This window comes from Ensifer adhaerens (genome assembly GCF_002940685.1).
Lineage (GTDB): Bacteria > Pseudomonadota > Alphaproteobacteria > Rhizobiales > Rhizobiaceae > Ensifer > Ensifer adhaerens_E.
In genome coordinates, this window is sequence record NZ_PNFP01000026.1 from 61,504 (window position 1) to 77,076 (window position 15,573).

Annotated in this window: 10 protein-coding genes and 1 pseudogene; 10 read left to right on the forward strand and 1 reads right to left on the reverse strand. The window is 60.2% G+C overall.

Annotation, left to right across the window (positions count from 1 at the left end):
- Nucleotides 1-176 precede the first annotated feature (176 nt).
- From rplK to rpoC, 6 genes are all read left to right on the forward strand, one after another.
- Nucleotides 177-608 (forward strand): 50S ribosomal protein L11, encoded by a 432-nt coding sequence (gene rplK / locus C1A35_RS33100; protein WP_104668465.1) that lies wholly within the window; start codon nucleotides 177-179, stop codon nucleotides 606-608.
- Between the two features lie 4 nt (nucleotides 609-612).
- Nucleotides 613-1,311 carry a 50S ribosomal protein L1 gene (gene rplA / locus C1A35_RS33105; protein ID WP_043626296.1) on the forward strand — a complete coding sequence of 233 codons (699 nt, stop codon included), beginning with the start codon at nucleotides 613-615 and terminating at the stop codon, nucleotides 1,309-1,311.
- A 328-nt stretch (nucleotides 1,312-1,639) separates the two neighbouring features.
- A complete protein-coding gene (gene rplJ, locus C1A35_RS33110) occupies nucleotides 1,640-2,158 on the forward strand; it encodes a 50S ribosomal protein L10 (RefSeq protein ID WP_104668466.1) in 519 nt (172 codons plus the stop codon).
- Between the two features lie 58 nt (nucleotides 2,159-2,216).
- Nucleotides 2,217-2,594 carry a 50S ribosomal protein L7/L12 gene (gene rplL, locus C1A35_RS33115; RefSeq protein WP_104668467.1) on the forward strand — a complete coding sequence of 126 codons (378 nt, stop codon included), beginning with the start codon at nucleotides 2,217-2,219 and terminating at the stop codon, nucleotides 2,592-2,594.
- A 267-nt stretch (nucleotides 2,595-2,861) separates the two neighbouring features.
- A complete protein-coding gene (gene rpoB, locus C1A35_RS33120) occupies nucleotides 2,862-7,001 on the forward strand; it encodes a DNA-directed RNA polymerase subunit beta (RefSeq protein ID WP_104668468.1) in 4,140 nt (1,379 codons plus the stop codon).
- Nucleotides 7,002-7,186: 185 nt separating this feature from the next.
- On the forward strand, nucleotides 7,187-11,392 hold the full coding sequence (gene rpoC / locus C1A35_RS33125) for a DNA-directed RNA polymerase subunit beta' (RefSeq protein WP_077961506.1): 4,206 nt from the start codon (nucleotides 7,187-7,189) through the stop codon (nucleotides 11,390-11,392).
- Nucleotides 11,393-11,509: 117 nt separating this feature from the next.
- Here rpoC and C1A35_RS33130 read toward each other — a convergent pair whose 3' ends face one another.
- A complete protein-coding gene (locus C1A35_RS33130) occupies nucleotides 11,510-11,806 on the reverse strand; it encodes a hypothetical protein (RefSeq protein WP_034795498.1) in 297 nt (98 codons plus the stop codon).
- 567 nt (nucleotides 11,807-12,373) lie between these two features.
- On the opposite strand from C1A35_RS33130, the gene rpsL reads away from it, so the two are divergent.
- The 4 genes and pseudogenes from rpsL to C1A35_RS36490 form a co-directional block, all read left to right on the forward strand.
- The gene (rpsL, locus tag C1A35_RS33135) at nucleotides 12,374-12,745 is read left to right on the forward strand and encodes a 30S ribosomal protein S12 (RefSeq protein WP_003507760.1); all 372 of its coding nucleotides are present in this window, start codon (nucleotides 12,374-12,376) and stop codon (nucleotides 12,743-12,745) included.
- Between the two features lie 77 nt (nucleotides 12,746-12,822).
- A complete protein-coding gene (gene rpsG, locus C1A35_RS33140) occupies nucleotides 12,823-13,293 on the forward strand; it encodes a 30S ribosomal protein S7 (RefSeq protein WP_104668469.1) in 471 nt (156 codons plus the stop codon).
- 33 nt (nucleotides 13,294-13,326) lie between these two features.
- A complete protein-coding gene (gene fusA, locus C1A35_RS33145) occupies nucleotides 13,327-15,426 on the forward strand; it encodes an elongation factor G (RefSeq protein ID WP_077961505.1) in 2,100 nt (699 codons plus the stop codon).
- Nucleotides 15,427-15,496: 70 nt separating this feature from the next.
- Nucleotides 15,497-15,573, forward strand: a pseudogene (locus C1A35_RS36490) (GTP-binding protein); the annotation flags it as partial.

Genomic DNA, 15,573 nt, shown 5'->3' on the forward strand with positions numbered 1-15,573 from the left:
CCCATTCTGGCGGAGAAATCCGCATGCGCGTGGAAGGATGCCGGCCTTAGCCGGGTCGGACGTTCCGCACCACGCAACCGCAGCCGCCGCCCCTTGGGTCGGCAAGAGCCGGGTAACCGGCATAAAAGGTCCCTGGAGCGATCCGTCGCAAGGGGATTTCAGAAAGGCAGAGAGAAATGGCTAAGAAAGTTGCAGGCCAGCTCAAGCTGCAGGTGAAGGCTGGGGCGGCCAATCCGTCCCCGCCGATCGGTCCTGCGCTCGGTCAGCGTGGCATTAACATCATGGAATTCTGCAAGGCGTTCAATGCCGCCACGCAGGAAATGGAAAAGGGTATGCCGATCCCGGTCGTCATCACCTATTACCAGGACAAGTCCTTCACCTTCGTCATGAAGCAGCCGCCGGTCAGCTACTTCCTGAAGAAGGAAGCAAAGATCCAGACCGGTTCGAAGACCCCCGGCAAGGGCGGTTCGGCCGGCAAGCTCACCAAGGCTCAGATCAAGTCGATCGCCGAAGCCAAGATGAAGGATCTCAATGCTGCCGATATCGAAGGCGCAATGGCCATGATCGAGGGCTCTGCCCGCGCTATGGGCCTGGAAGTGGTAGGCTAAGACCATGGCGAAGATTGCAAAGCGAGTACAGAAGTCCCGCGAGGGCGTTGACCCGACGAAGATCTACGGTCTGACCGAAGCCGTCTCGATGGTCAAGGAACGCGCAACCGCCAAGTTCGACGAAACCATCGAAGTTGCGATGAACCTCGGCGTTGACCCGCGCCACGCCGACCAGATGGTCCGCGGCGTCGTCAACCTGCCGAACGGCACCGGCCGCTCGGTTCGCGTCGCCGTTTTCGCACGTGGCGCCAAGGCTGACGAAGCCAAGGCTGCTGGTGCTGACGTTGTTGGCGCAGAAGAGCTCGTCGAAATCGTCCAGGGCGGCAAGATCGATTTCGATCGTTGCATCGCCACCCCGGACATGATGCCGCTCGTCGGTCGTCTCGGTAAGGTTCTCGGCCCGCGCGGCATGATGCCGAACCCGAAGGTCGGCACGGTTACGATGGATGTCGCTGGTGCCGTCAAGGCATCCAAGGGCGGCGCCGTTGAATTCCGCGTCGAGAAGGCCGGTATCGTTCACGCCGGCATCGGCAAGGCATCGTTCGACGCCAAGGCACTGGAAGAAAACATCCGTGCTTTCGCTGACGCCGTGGTCAAGGCGAAGCCGACGGGTGCCAAGGGCAACTACGTCAAGCGCGTCGCGATTTCGTCGACCATGGGCCCGGGTCTCAAGATCGACCCCGCCACGCTCAGCGTCGCCTGATGAATTTCGGGCTTCGGCCCGAGACTGAATTCCCGGCCTTTCGGGGCCGGGAATCCGGACGTCAAGTCCGGAACTCCTGTCCGAGATTGCGGGTGGTTTTACCTTAATCACTTCGGCCTGCATGAGACGGGTAAGATCTGAATTTCGCCATGGCGCCGGAGGCGTCGAAATTCGGTTCGAACCTCGCTTGCCTTGTGTCAGACCCGGCTCTCCCGGGAACGCCAAGGGACAGGATCCTTAAGCGTTATCAGGGATCGATCGATCTCGGGTGACAAAGGCAAACCCGGCGGGGCTGCGTCATTGCAACCCTGCCTACTGGAGACAGACAGTGGAAAGAGCGGAAAAACGCGAATTCGTCACGGAGCTGAACGAAGTCTTCAAGGCTTCCGGTTCGGTTGTCGTGGCCCACTATGCTGGTGTCACAGTTGCGCAGATGAACGACTTCCGTTCGAAGATGCGCGCTGCTGGCGGCACCGTCAAAGTCGCGAAAAACCGCCTGGCCAAGATCGCTCTTCAGGGCACCGAGTCGGAAGGGATGAGCAATCTCTTCAAGGGTCAGACGCTGATCGCATACAGCGAAGACCCGATCACGGCTCCTAAGGTTGTCATGGATTTCGCCAAGACCAACGACAAGCTCGTTGTTCTCGGTGGCGCCATGGGCACGACCACGCTCAACGCCGAAGCAGTCAAGTCGCTTGCGACCCTGCCTTCGCTCGACGAGCTGCGCGCAAAGCTGCTGGGCCTTCTCAATGCCCCGGCAACCCGCGTCGCAACGGTTGTACAGGCACCGGCAAGCCAGCTTGCTCGCGTGTTCTCGGCCTATGCCAAGAAGGACGAAGCCGCCTAAGGCGGATTTTCGCTGTTGTATTTAAAACCAGTTCGAACCGAACAAAAGGAAAAGTAAAATGGCTGATCTCGCAAAGATCGTTGAAGACCTCTCCTCGCTGACCGTCCTGGAAGCTGCTGAGCTTTCCAAGCTGCTCGAAGAGAAGTGGGGCGTTTCGGCTGCTGCTCCGGTAGCTGTCGCTGCTGCTGGCGGCGCTGCTGCTCCGGCTGCTGCTGAAGAAGAAAAGACCGAGTTTGACGTTATCCTCGTTGACGCTGGCGCCAACAAGATCAACGTCATCAAGGAAGTTCGCGGCATCACCGGCCTCGGCCTCAAGGAAGCCAAGGACCTGGTCGAAGGCGCTCCGAAGCCGGTTAAGGAAGCAGTTTCCAAGGCTGAAGCTGCTGACCTCAAGAAGAAGCTCGAAGAAGCTGGCGCCAAGGTTGACGTCAAGTAATTCGGCTACATGCAAGGGGAGGTGGCCTTTTCAGGCCGCCTCTCTTTGACCGTTTTTAGAACATATTACCCAAAAGCCTGTCGAAAAACGGCTTTTGGGTAATGGGTTCTTCAAGAGGATGGTCTCGAACGGAAGGCAGCACAGCAATCCGCGCTGAGCGTTTTCCGTTAGCTGGACGAGATTGAACTACTCATTGATTGACGGGGTCGACTGGCCATCGGTTCCCGTCCGTTGCAGGCCCGGATGCAAGATTGACAAGGAGCGACGATGGCTCAGACCCTTTCGTTTAACGGTCGCAGGCGCGTACGCAAGTTTTTTGGTAAAATTCCAGAAGTCGCAGAAATGCCGAACCTCATCGAGGTTCAGAAGGCATCCTACGACCAGTTTCTGATGGTTGAAGAGCCCAAGGGCGGTCGCCCTGACGAAGGGCTTCAAGCTGTTTTCAAGTCCGTTTTCCCGATCAAGGATTTCTCGGGCGCATCGATGCTCGAGTTCGTGTCCTACGAATTCGAGCCGCCGAAGTTCGACGTCGAGGAATGCCGTCAGCGCGATCTGACCTACGCAGCGCCGCTCAAGGTGACGCTGCGCCTCATCGTATTCGATATCGACGAGGATACCGGCGCGAAGTCGATCAAGGACATCAAGGAACAGAACGTCTACATGGGCGACATGCCGCTCATGACCGACAACGGTACCTTCATCGTCAACGGTACCGAACGCGTCATCGTTTCTCAGATGCACCGTTCGCCGGGCGTGTTCTTCGACCACGACAAGGGCAAGAGCCACTCGTCGGGTAAGCTGCTGTTTGCAGCCCGCGTCATTCCGTACCGCGGTTCCTGGCTCGACATCGAGTTCGACGCCAAGGACATCGTTCACGCCCGCATCGACCGCCGCCGCAAGATCCCGGTGACGTCGCTGCTGATGGCGCTCGGCATGGATGGCGAAGAGATCCTCGATACCTTCTACACGAAGTCGCTCTACCAGCGCGACGGCGAAGGCTGGCGCGTTCCGTTCCAGCCGGACGCCCTTAAGGGCCAGAAGGCGATCACCGACATGATCGACGCCGACACCGGCGAAGTCGTTGTCGAAGCCGGCAAGAAGCTGACCCCGCGTCTGCTCCGCCAGCTGCAGGACAAGGGCCTGAAGGCGCTCAAGGCGACCGACGATGACCTCTACGGCAACTACCTTGCCGAAGACGTCGTCAACTACGGCACCGGCGAGATCTATCTCGAAGCCGGCGACGAAATCGACGAGAAGACCCTTCCGGTCATCCTCTCGGCCGGTTTCGACGAGATCCCGGTCCTCGACATCGACCACATCAATGTCGGCGCCTATATCCGCAACACGCTTACCGCCGACAAGAACGAGAACCGTCAGGACGCTCTGTTCGACATCTACCGCGTCATGCGTCCGGGTGAACCGCCGACCATGGATTCCGCGGAAGCCATGTTCAACACGCTGTTCTTCGATGCCGAGCGCTACGACCTTTCGGCCGTCGGTCGCGTCAAGATGAACATGCGCCTCGACCTCGAAGTTGCCGACACCGTACGCATCCTGCGCAAGGAAGACATCCTGGCTGTCGTCAAGATGCTCGTCGAGCTGCGCGACGGCAAGGGTGAGATCGACGACATCGACAACCTCGGCAACCGCCGTGTTCGTTCGGTCGGCGAGCTCATGGAAAACCAGTACCGTCTCGGGCTGCTGCGCATGGAGCGCGCGATCAAGGAACGCATGTCCTCGATCGAGATCGACACGGTCATGCCGCAGGACCTGATCAACGCGAAGCCGGCGGCTGCCGCCGTTCGCGAATTCTTCGGCTCCTCGCAGCTGTCGCAGTTCATGGACCAGGTGAACCCGCTTTCGGAAATCACCCACAAGCGCCGTCTCTCGGCTCTTGGCCCGGGTGGTCTGACCCGCGAGCGCGCAGGCTTCGAAGTCCGCGACGTTCACCCGACCCACTACGGCCGTATTTGCCCGATCGAAACGCCGGAAGGCCCGAACATCGGTCTGATCAACTCGCTTGCGACCTTTGCCCGCGTCAACAAGTACGGCTTCATCGAAAGCCCGTACCGCAAGATCGTTGACGGCAAGGTGACGAACGACGTCGTCTATCTCTCCGCAATGGAAGAGGCGAAGTACCACGTCGCCCAGGCAAACTCGGTTCTCGAGAACGACGGTTCGTTCGCTGAAGAGTTCGTCGTTTGCCGTCACGCCGGTGAAGTTATGCTGGCGCCGCGCGACAACATCAACCTGATGGACGTTTCGCCGAAGCAGCTCGTTTCGGTCGCCGCGGCGCTCATCCCGTTCCTCGAGAACGACGACGCCAACCGCGCACTGATGGGCTCGAACATGCAGCGTCAGGCCGTGCCGCTGCTGCGCGCCGAAGCTCCGTTCGTCGGCACCGGCATGGAGCCGGTCGTTGCCCGCGACTCCGGCGCTGCGATCGCAGCCCGTCGTGGCGGTGTCGTCGACCAGGTCGACGCGACCCGTATCGTTATCCGCGCCACCGAAGACCTCGATCCGTCGAAGTCGGGCGTCGATATCTACCGCCTGCAGAAGTTCCAGCGTTCGAACCAGAACACCTGCGTCAACCAGCGCCCGCTGGTCACCGTCGGTGACGTCCTGAACAAGGGCGACATCATCGCGGACGGTCCGTCGACCGACCTCGGTGACCTGGCTCTCGGCCGCAACGCGCTCGTCGCGTTCATGCCGTGGAACGGCTACAACTACGAAGACTCGATCCTGCTTTCCGAGCGGATCGTGCGCGACGACGTGTTCACCTCCATCCACATCGAAGAATTCGAAGTGATGGCGCGTGACACCAAGCTGGGCCCGGAAGAAATCACCCGCGACATTCCGAACGTTTCGGAAGAAGCGCTGCGCAACCTCGACGAAGCCGGTATCGTTTATATCGGTGCTGAGGTTCAGCCGGGTGACATCCTCGTCGGCAAGATCACGCCGAAGGGCGAAAGCCCGATGACGCCGGAAGAAAAGCTTCTGCGCGCCATCTTCGGTGAAAAGGCCTCCGACGTTCGCGACACCTCGATGCGCATGCCTCCGGGCACCTTCGGTACCGTCGTCGAAGTTCGCGTCTTCAACCGCCACGGCGTTGAGAAGGACGAGCGCGCGATGGCGATCGAGCGCGAGGAAATCGAGCGTCTGGCCAAGGACCGCGACGACGAACAGGCGATCCTCGACCGCAACGTCTACGCCCGTCTCGTCGACATGCTGCGTGGCCACACGGCCGTTGCCGGCCCGAAGGGCTTCAAGAAGGGCACCGAGCTTTCGAACCTCGTCGTCAGCGAATACCCCCGCTCGCAGTGGTGGATGTTCGCCGTCGAAGACGAAAAGGCTCAGGGCGAGATCGAAGCGCTTCGCGCCCAGTACGACGAATCCAAGTCGCGCCTCGAACAGCGCTTCATGGACAAGGTCGAAAAGGTCCAGCGCGGCGACGAAATGCCTCCGGGCGTCATGAAGATGGTCAAAGTCTTCGTCGCTGTGAAGCGCAAGATCCAGCCGGGCGACAAGATGGCCGGCCGTCACGGCAACAAGGGTGTCGTGTCGCGCATCGTGCCGATCGAAGACATGCCGTTCCTGGAAGACGGCACGCATGTCGACGTCGTTCTGAACCCGCTCGGCGTGCCTTCGCGCATGAACGTCGGTCAGATCCTCGAAACCCACCTTGGCTGGGCTTGCGCCGGCATGGGCCAGAAGATCGGCGCAATGCTCGATGCCTATCACGAAAGTGGTGACATCAAGCCGCTGCGTGCGACCATCGACGACGTCATCGGATCCGGTCCGAAGGGCGAGCCGATCAAGCAGTACGACGACGAGTCGATCGTGCGCCTGGCCGAGCAGACCCGTCGCGGCGTGTCGATCGCGACCCCGGTCTTCGACGGCGCCGTCGAAGCCGACGTCAACGAGATGCTGGCCAAGGCCGGCCTCAAGGTGAGTGGTCAGTCGACGCTCTATGACGGCCGTACCGGCGATCAGTTCGACCGCCAGGTGACCGTGGGCTACATCTACATGCTGAAGCTCAACCACCTGGTCGACGACAAGATCCACGCCCGTTCGATCGGTCCGTACTCGCTCGTCACCCAGCAGCCGCTCGGTGGTAAGGCGCAGTTCGGCGGTCAGCGCTTCGGGGAAATGGAGGTCTGGGCGCTGGAAGCTTACGGCGCCGCCTACACCCTGCAGGAAATGCTGACGGTCAAGTCGGACGACGTTGCCGGTCGTACCAAGGTCTACGAAGCGATCGTCCGTGGCGACGATACCTTCGAAGCGGGCATTCCGGAGAGCTTCAACGTTCTCGTCAAGGAAATGCGCTCGCTGGGCCTTTCGGTCGAGCTGGAAAACTCGAAGGTCGACGAGGCTGGCGCGGCGCAATTGCCCGACGCAGCCGAGTAAAGAGACCCAAGGTGCGTGCCGCTCCAAGCGGCGCGCACCGTTTCCGCCTGGAGACGCTGACGTCTCCGGCAGGAACGAAGCCGCAGCCAATGCGGTTTTAGCTGTTTATGGGGCAGGGGCCGGCGCCCGGGATTTGTCGGCACCCTCGCCAAGCTCAGGGCGTAAAGCCCGTAAAGGAGACAGGCATGAACCAAGAGGTCATGAATCTTTTCAATCCGCAGGTGCCTGCACAGACCTTCGATTCCATCCGGATTTCGATCGCCTCGCCGGAGAAGATTCTTTCCTGGTCTTACGGTGAGATCAAGAAGCCGGAGACGATCAACTACCGCACGTTCAAGCCGGAACGCGACGGTCTGTTCTGCGCGCGCATCTTTGGCCCGATCAAGGACTACGAGTGCCTGTGCGGCAAGTACAAGCGCATGAAGTACAAGGGCATCATCTGCGAAAAGTGCGGCGTCGAAGTCACGCTGTCGCGCGTTCGCCGTGAGCGCATGGGCCACATCGAGCTCGCAGCTCCCGTTGCCCACATCTGGTTCCTGAAGTCGCTGCCGAGCCGCATTTCGACGCTGCTCGACATGACGCTGAAGGATGTCGAGCGCGTTCTCTACTTCGAAAACTACATCGTCACCGAGCCGGGTCTGACGTCGCTGAAGGAAAACCAGCTTCTCAGCGAAGAAGACTACATGCTCGCCGTCGATGAGTTCGGCGAAGACCAGTTCACCGCCATGATCGGCGCCGAAGCGATCTACGAGATGCTCGCTTCGATGAACCTGGAAAAGATCGCCGGCGACCTGCGCGCCGAGCTCGCTGAGACGACCTCGGATCTGAAGCAGAAGAAGCTGATGAAGCGGCTGAAGATCGTCGAGAACTTCATGGAATCCGGCAACCGTCCGGAATGGATGATCATGAAGGTCGTTCCGGTGATCCCGCCGGACCTGCGTCCGCTCGTGCCGCTCGACGGCGGCCGTTTCGCGACGTCGGATCTGAACGATCTCTATCGCCGCGTCATCAACCGTAACAACCGCCTGAAGCGCCTGATCGAACTGCGCGCTCCGGGCATCATCATCCGCAACGAAAAGCGCATGCTGCAGGAATCTGTCGATGCGCTGTTCGACAACGGCCGTCGTGGCCGCGTCATCACCGGCGCCAACAAGCGTCCGCTGAAGTCGCTGTCCGACATGCTCAAGGGCAAGCAGGGCCGCTTCCGTCAGAACCTGCTCGGCAAGCGCGTCGACTATTCCGGCCGTTCGGTCATCGTGACCGGTCCGGAACTGAAGCTGCACCAGTGCGGCCTGCCGAAGAAGATGGCGCTCGAGCTGTTCAAGCCGTTCATCTACGCCCGTCTTGACGCCAAGGGTTTCTCGTCCACCGTCAAGCAGGCAAAGAAGCTCGTTGAGAAGGAAAAGCCGGAAGTCTGGGATATCCTCGACGAGGTCATCCGCGAGCATCCGGTTCTCCTGAACCGCGCGCCGACGCTGCACCGTCTGGGCATCCAGGCCTTCGAACCGACCCTGGTCGAAGGCAAGGCGATCCAGCTGCACCCGCTCGTCTGCACGGCCTTCAACGCCGACTTCGACGGTGACCAGATGGCCGTTCACGTGCCGCTGTCGCTCGAAGCGCAGCTCGAAGCACGCGTGCTGATGATGTCGACGAACAACATTCTGCACCCGGCAAACGGCGCGCCGATCATCGTTCCGTCGCAGGACATGGTTCTCGGCCTCTACTACTTGTCGATCCTGAACCAGAACGAGCCGGGCGAAGGCATGGCGTTCTCGGACATGGGCGAGCTGCATCACGCGCTCGAAACCAAGTCCGTGACCCTGCATGCCAAGATCCGTGGCCGCTTCAAGACCGTCGACGCCGAGGGCAACCCGGTTTCGAAGATCTATGAGACCACGCCTGGCCGTATGATCATCGGCGAGCTGCTGCCGCGCAACGTCAACGTGCCGTTCGACATCTGCAACCAGGAAATGACCAAGAAGAACATCTCCAAGATGATCGACACGGTCTACCGTCATTGCGGCCAGAAGGACACGGTCATCTTCTGCGACCGCATCATGCAGCTCGGCTTCGCCCATGCCTGCCGCGCCGGCATTTCGTTCGGCAAGGACGACATGGTCATCCCGGACACCAAGGCGAAGATCGTCGGTGACACCGAAGCGCTGGTCAAGGAATACGAGCAGCAGTACAACGACGGTCTCATCACCCAGGGCGAAAAGTACAACAAGGTTGTCGACGCCTGGGGCAAGGCAACCGAGAAGGTCGCCGACGAGATGATGGCCCGCATTAAGGCGGTGGAGTTCGACGACAACGGCCGTCAGAAGCCGATGAACTCGATCTACATGATGTCGCACTCCGGCGCCCGTGGTTCTCCGAACCAGATGCGTCAGCTGGGCGGCATGCGCGGCCTGATGGCCAAGCCCTCGGGCGAAATCATCGAGACGCCGATCATTTCAAACTTCAAGGAAGGCCTGACCGTTAACGAGTACTTCAACTCGACGCACGGTGCCCGTAAGGGTCTGGCAGACACCGCCTTGAAGACCGCGAACTCCGGTTACCTGACCCGTCGTCTCGTCGACGTCGCGCAGGATTGCATCGTCAACTCCGTCGATTGCGGCACCGAGAACGGTCTCACCATGACGGCGATCGTCGATGCCGGTCAGGTCGTGGCTTCGCTCGGTGCGCGTATCCTTGGCCGTACGGCTCTGGACGACATCGATCACCCGGTTACGGGCGCTCGCATCGTCGATGCCGGTCGCATGATCCTCGAAGCCGACGTCATCGAGATCGAGAAGGCTGGTATCCAGTCGATCCGCATCCGTTCGGCGCTGACCTGCGAAATCCAGACGGGCGTTTGCGGCGTCTGCTACGGCCGCGACCTGGCCCGTGGTACGCCGGTCAACATGGGCGAAGCGGTCGGCGTTATCGCCGCACAGTCGATCGGTGAACCGGGCACCCAGCTCACCATGCGTACCTTCCACCTGGGTGGTACGGCGACCGTGGTTGACCAGTCGTTCCTGGAAGCCTCGTACGAAGGTACGGTCCAGATCAAGAACCGCAACATGCTGCGCAACTCTGACGGCGTTCTCGTCGCCATGGGCCGCAACATGGCCGTCCAGATCCTGGACGAGCGCGGCGTCGAGCGGTCTTCGCAGCGCGTCGCTTACGGTTCGAAGATCCTCGTCGATGATGGCGACAAGGTGAAGCGCGGTCAGCGTCTCGCCGAGTGGGACCCCTACACCCGTCCGATGATGACGGAAGTGGAAGGTACCGTTCACTTCGAAGACGTCGTCGACGGCATCTCGGTTCTGGAAGCGACCGACGAATCGACCGGCATCACCAAGCGTCAGGTTATCGACTGGCGTTCGACGCCGCGCGGTACGGACCTGAAGCCGGCGATCGTCATCAAGGACAAGAACGGCGCCGTCGCGAAGCTTTCGCGTGGTGGTGACGCTCGCTTCATGCTTTCGGTCGACGCCATTCTGTCGGTCGAGCCGGGCACGAAGGTCAGCCAGGGTGACGTGCTTGCACGCTCGCCGCTGGAAAGCGCCAAGACCAAGGACATCACCGGTGGTCTGCCGCGCGTTGCCGAACTGTTCGAAGCACGTCGTCCGAAGGATCACGCCATCATCGCTGAGATCGATGGTACGATCCGCTTCGGCCGCGACTACAAGAACAAGCGTCGCGTTCTGATCGAGCCGGCGGAAGACGGTGTGGAGCCGGTCGAATACCTGATCCCGAAGGGCAAGCCCTTCCATCTTCAGGATGGCGACTACATCGAAAAGGGCGACTACATCCTCGACGGCAACCCGGCGCCGCACGACATCCTGGCGATCAAGGGCGTGGAAGCACTTGCTTCCTACCTGGTCAACGAAATCCAGGAAGTCTACCGACTGCAGGGCGTTGTCATCAACGACAAGCACATCGAGGTGATCGTCCGTCAGATGCTGCAGAAGGTTGAAATCACCGACGCCGGTGACTCGACCTACATCGTCGGCGACAACGTCGACCGCATCGAGCTCGAAGACGTCAACGACGGTCTGATCGAACAGGGCAAGAAGCCGGCTTACGGCGATCCGGTCCTGCTCGGCATCACCAAGGCCTCGCTGCAGACGCCGTCGTTCATCTCGGCAGCGTCGTTCCAGGAGACCACGAAGGTGCTGACGGAAGCCGCGATCGCCGGCAAGACCGACGGCCTGCAGGGTCTGAAGGAAAACGTCATCGTCGGCCGTCTGATCCCGGCCGGTACCGGTGGCACGATGACCCAGATCCGTCGCATCGCAACCGCACGCGACGAAATGATCCTGGAAGAACGTCGTCGCGGCACGGGTGCGGATGTCGCAACGCCGATGCTTGCCGACCTCGCCAACGAGAATGCGGCAGCCGAATAATCGGGGAGGGCGGTCTCGCCCCCTTGAACCTCCAAAAAAGAAGCCGCCGGGAGCGATCCCGGCGGCTTCTTCATTTGCAATGTTTGGCCGCAGGCGGCGGACTTCGTTTCCGGCGCTTCAGCTGAAACGGATGATCGCGACTTCGCCTTCGAGTGCGCCCTGATAGGCCGACGCGTGCGGCTCTTCGCTCGGAACGTCGGTCAGTGTGCCGATCTGGTCCAGGTCGGCCTCGAGAAAACCTTCTTCGGCAAGCGCATTCAGCGCTTCGCGCACCGCGGTGTCGTCGTCGGGCGCCTTGAGCATCACGTGAATGTCCACGCCGTCCTCGTCGCCGTCGGTCTCGTAGGCCTTGCCGATGATGATGAACACCATCGGTTCGTCCGGGGCATTGTCGTTGTCTGGGGTGACGGCCATTTTGTTTCCTTTCGAATGGGCTTGACGCGACCTTAGCGTCCTTTTTGATCCAGTGCGATGGAAATGCAGTGCTGGTCGAGCGCTTCCGTCGGCAGCGACTCGATGGCGGTGGAAAACCCCCATAAAGTGGTTGCCGATTCCTTAATCCCGTCCGACACTCCGGGCATGGAAGGCCAAACGAGGCGGGCGCAAGGCGCCAAACCATGTGCAAAAGCCTTGTTTCTCAGGCATGCCGGGCGCGTACGTCCGGGAATATTTCTTAATTGCCCTTGACTGTTGGCCTTGAAATCAGTACACCCCGCCGCATCGGAGCCCATGTGAGGCTGGCTGGTTCGGAACGTCGCGTTCTGAAGTTCGCCTCAAACAAGGTTCGAAACGCACGCTGACGACTACAATGCTGCACGCAAGACGCACACGATAGTGCGTCCTCTGCTTTATTTGGGGCCATCTGCGGAAAAGGCGGATCGGCCCTTGTTTTGCGCATTTCATGAGGCGTTCGAAACTGCCGGCGACGGCAACGATCCGCCCGCAAGGGTAATGTGACAAGATTTTGCAAGGGATGGGTATATGCCTACCGTAAACCAGCTGATCCGTAAGCCTCGTCAGGCACAGGTAAAGCGCAACAAGGTTCCTGCTCTGCAGGAAAACCCGCAGAAGCGTGGCGTTTGCACCCGCGTTTACACGACGACCCCGAAGAAGCCGAACTCGGCTCTGCGTAAGGTTGCCAAGATTCGCCTGACGAACGGCTTCGAAGTCATCGGCTACATTCCGGGTGAAGGCCACAACCTTCAGGAACACTCGGTTGTGATGATCCGCGGCGGCCGCGTTAAGGACCTTCCGGGTGTTCGTTACCACATCATCCGCGGTGTTCTCGATACCCAGGGCGTCAAGAACCGCAAGCAGCGCCGTTCGAAGTACGGTGCGAAGCGTCCGAAGTAATTCGGTTTTGAAAATCCCGGCGCTGCGCGAGGTCCTCCGCGTGGTAGAGCGCTAAATAGTTTGAAGAGACGAGAAGTATGTCCAGACGTCATAGAGCAGAAAAGCGTGAGATCAACCCGGATCCGAAGTTCGGTGATCTGGTTGTCACGAAGTTCATGAACGCGATCATGCTGCACGGCAAGAAGTCCGTCGCTGAAAGCATTGTTTACGGTGCGTTCGATGCGGTTCAGGCCAAGCTGAAGCAGGAGCCGATCGCTGTATTCCATTCCGCGCTCGACAACATCGCGCCGCACGTCGAAGTACGTTCGCGCCGCGTTGGTGGTGCAACCTACCAGGTTCCGGTCGACGTCCGTCCGGAGCGTCGCCAGGCTCTCGCCATCCGTTGGCTGATCACGGCTGCACGCAAGCGCAACGAAACGACCATGGTTGATCGCCTCTGCGGCGAACTCATGGACGCAGCGAACAACCGTGGTAGCGCCGTGAAGAAGCGCGAAGACACGCACAAGATGGCTGATGCCAACCGTGCGTTCTCGCATTATCGCTGGTAATTCTGGCGCGAACGTCTCAAGAGGCAGTCCACTATGGCACGCGAATATAAAATCGAAGATTACCGTAACTTCGGTATCATGGCGCACATCGACGCTGGCAAGACCACGACGACCGAGCGCATCCTCTACTACACCGGCAAGTCCCACAAGATCGGCGAAGTCCACGACGGCGCTGCCACCATGGACTGGATGGAGCAGGAGCAGGAACGCGGCATCACGATCACGTCTGCTGCGACGACCACCTTCTGGAAGGGTCGCGACGGCAAGACCCGCCGCTTCAACATCATCGACACCCCCGGCCACGTTGACTTCACCATTGAAGTCGAGCGTTCGCTGCGCGTTCTCGACGGCGCAATCGCGCTGCTCGACGCTAACGCCGGTGTTGAGCCGCAGACGGAAACCGTCTGGCGTCAGGCGGAAAAGTACAATGTTCCGCGCATGATCTTCTGCAACAAGATGGACAAGACCGGCGCGGACTTCTACCGCTCGGTTGAGATGATCAAGACCCGCCTGGGTGCGATCGCCGTCGTCATGCAGCTGCCGATCGGCGCCGAAACCGAGTTCAAGGGTGTCATCGACCTGATCGAGATGAACGCTCTCGTCTGGCGCGACGAATCGCTCGGCGCCCAGTGGGACGTCGTCGAGATCCCGGACGACATGAAGGACAAGGCTGAAGAATATCGCGAAAAGCTGATCGAGACCGTTGTCGAGATCGACGAAGCCGCGATGGAAGCCTACCTCGAAGGCAACATGCCCTCGAACGACAAGATCCGCGAACTCGTTCGCCGCGGCACCATCGACGTGAAGTTCCACCCGATGTTCTGCGGTACCGCGTTCAAGAACAAGGGCGTTCAGCCGCTTCTCGACGCGGTTGTCGACTACCTGCCGTCGCCGCTCGACATTCCGGCGATCAAGGGCATCGACGCCAAGACCGAAGCCGAAATCGAACGTCACGCTGACGATGCCGAGCCGCTTTCGATGCTCGCGTTCAAGATCATGAACGACCCCTTCGTCGGTTCGCTGACCTTCGCACGCATCTACTCGGGCAAGCTCGAAAAGGGCTCGTCGGTCATGAACACGGTCAAGGACAAGCGCGAGCGCGTCGGCCGCATGCTGCAGATGCACTCGAACTCGCGTGAAGACATCGAAGAAGCCTTCGCAGGTGACATCGTTGCTCTCGCCGGTCTCAAGGAAACCACCACGGGCGACACGCTTTGCGACCCGCTGAAGCCGGTTATCCTCGAGCGCATGGAATTCCCCGAGCCGGTCATCCAGATCGCGATCGAGCCGAAGTCCAAGGGCGACCAGGAAAAGATGGGCCTCGCGCTCAACCGCCTGGCAGCCGAAGACCCGTCGTTCCGCGTCAAGACCGACCAGGAATCCGGCCAGACGATCATCGCCGGCATGGGCGAACTTCACCTCGACATCATCGTCGACCGCATGCGTCGCGAGTTCAAGGTCGAAGCCAACGTCGGTGCTCCGCAGGTTGCCTACCGCGAAACCATCACGCGTCAGCACGAAGAAGACTACACGCACAAGAAGCAGTCCGGTGGTACCGGTCAGTTCGCGCGCGTCAAGCTCGTGTTCGAACCGAACCCGGATGGCGAAGATTTCGTGTTCGAATCCAAGATCGTCGGCGGTGCAGTTCCGAAGGAATACATCCCGGGCGTTCAGAAGGGTATCGAAAGCGTTCTGTCTTCGGGTCCGCTCGCTGGCTTCCCGATGCTCGGCGTCAAGGCGACGCTCATCGACGGTGCATTCCACGACGTCGACTCGTCGGTTCTGGCCTTCGAAATCGCATCGCGTGCTTGCTTCCGTGAAGCGGCCAAGAAGGCTGGTGCACAGCTTCTCGAGCCGATGATGAAGGTCGAAGTCGTAACGCCGGAAGACTACGTCGGCGACGTTATCGGCGACCTGAACTCCCGCCGTGGCCAGATCCAGGGCCAGGAATCGCGTGGCGTTGCCGTTGTGATCAACGCAAACGTTCCGCTGGCGAACATGTTCAAGTACGTCGACAACCTGCGCTCCATGTCCCAGGGCCGCGCGCAGTACACGATGACCTTCGATCACTACGCGCCGGTTCCGTCGAACGTCGCGCAGGAAATCCAGGCGAAGTATTCCGGTCAGAAGTGACCGGAATACCAAGACGCTGACAGAAGTTAAGAGTTTTCCCCTGTAGGGGATAGAAAACGGAGAGCCGGAAATGGCAAAGAGCAAATTTGAGCGCAACAAGCCGCACGTTAACATTGGCACGATTGGCCACGTTGACCATGGCAAGAC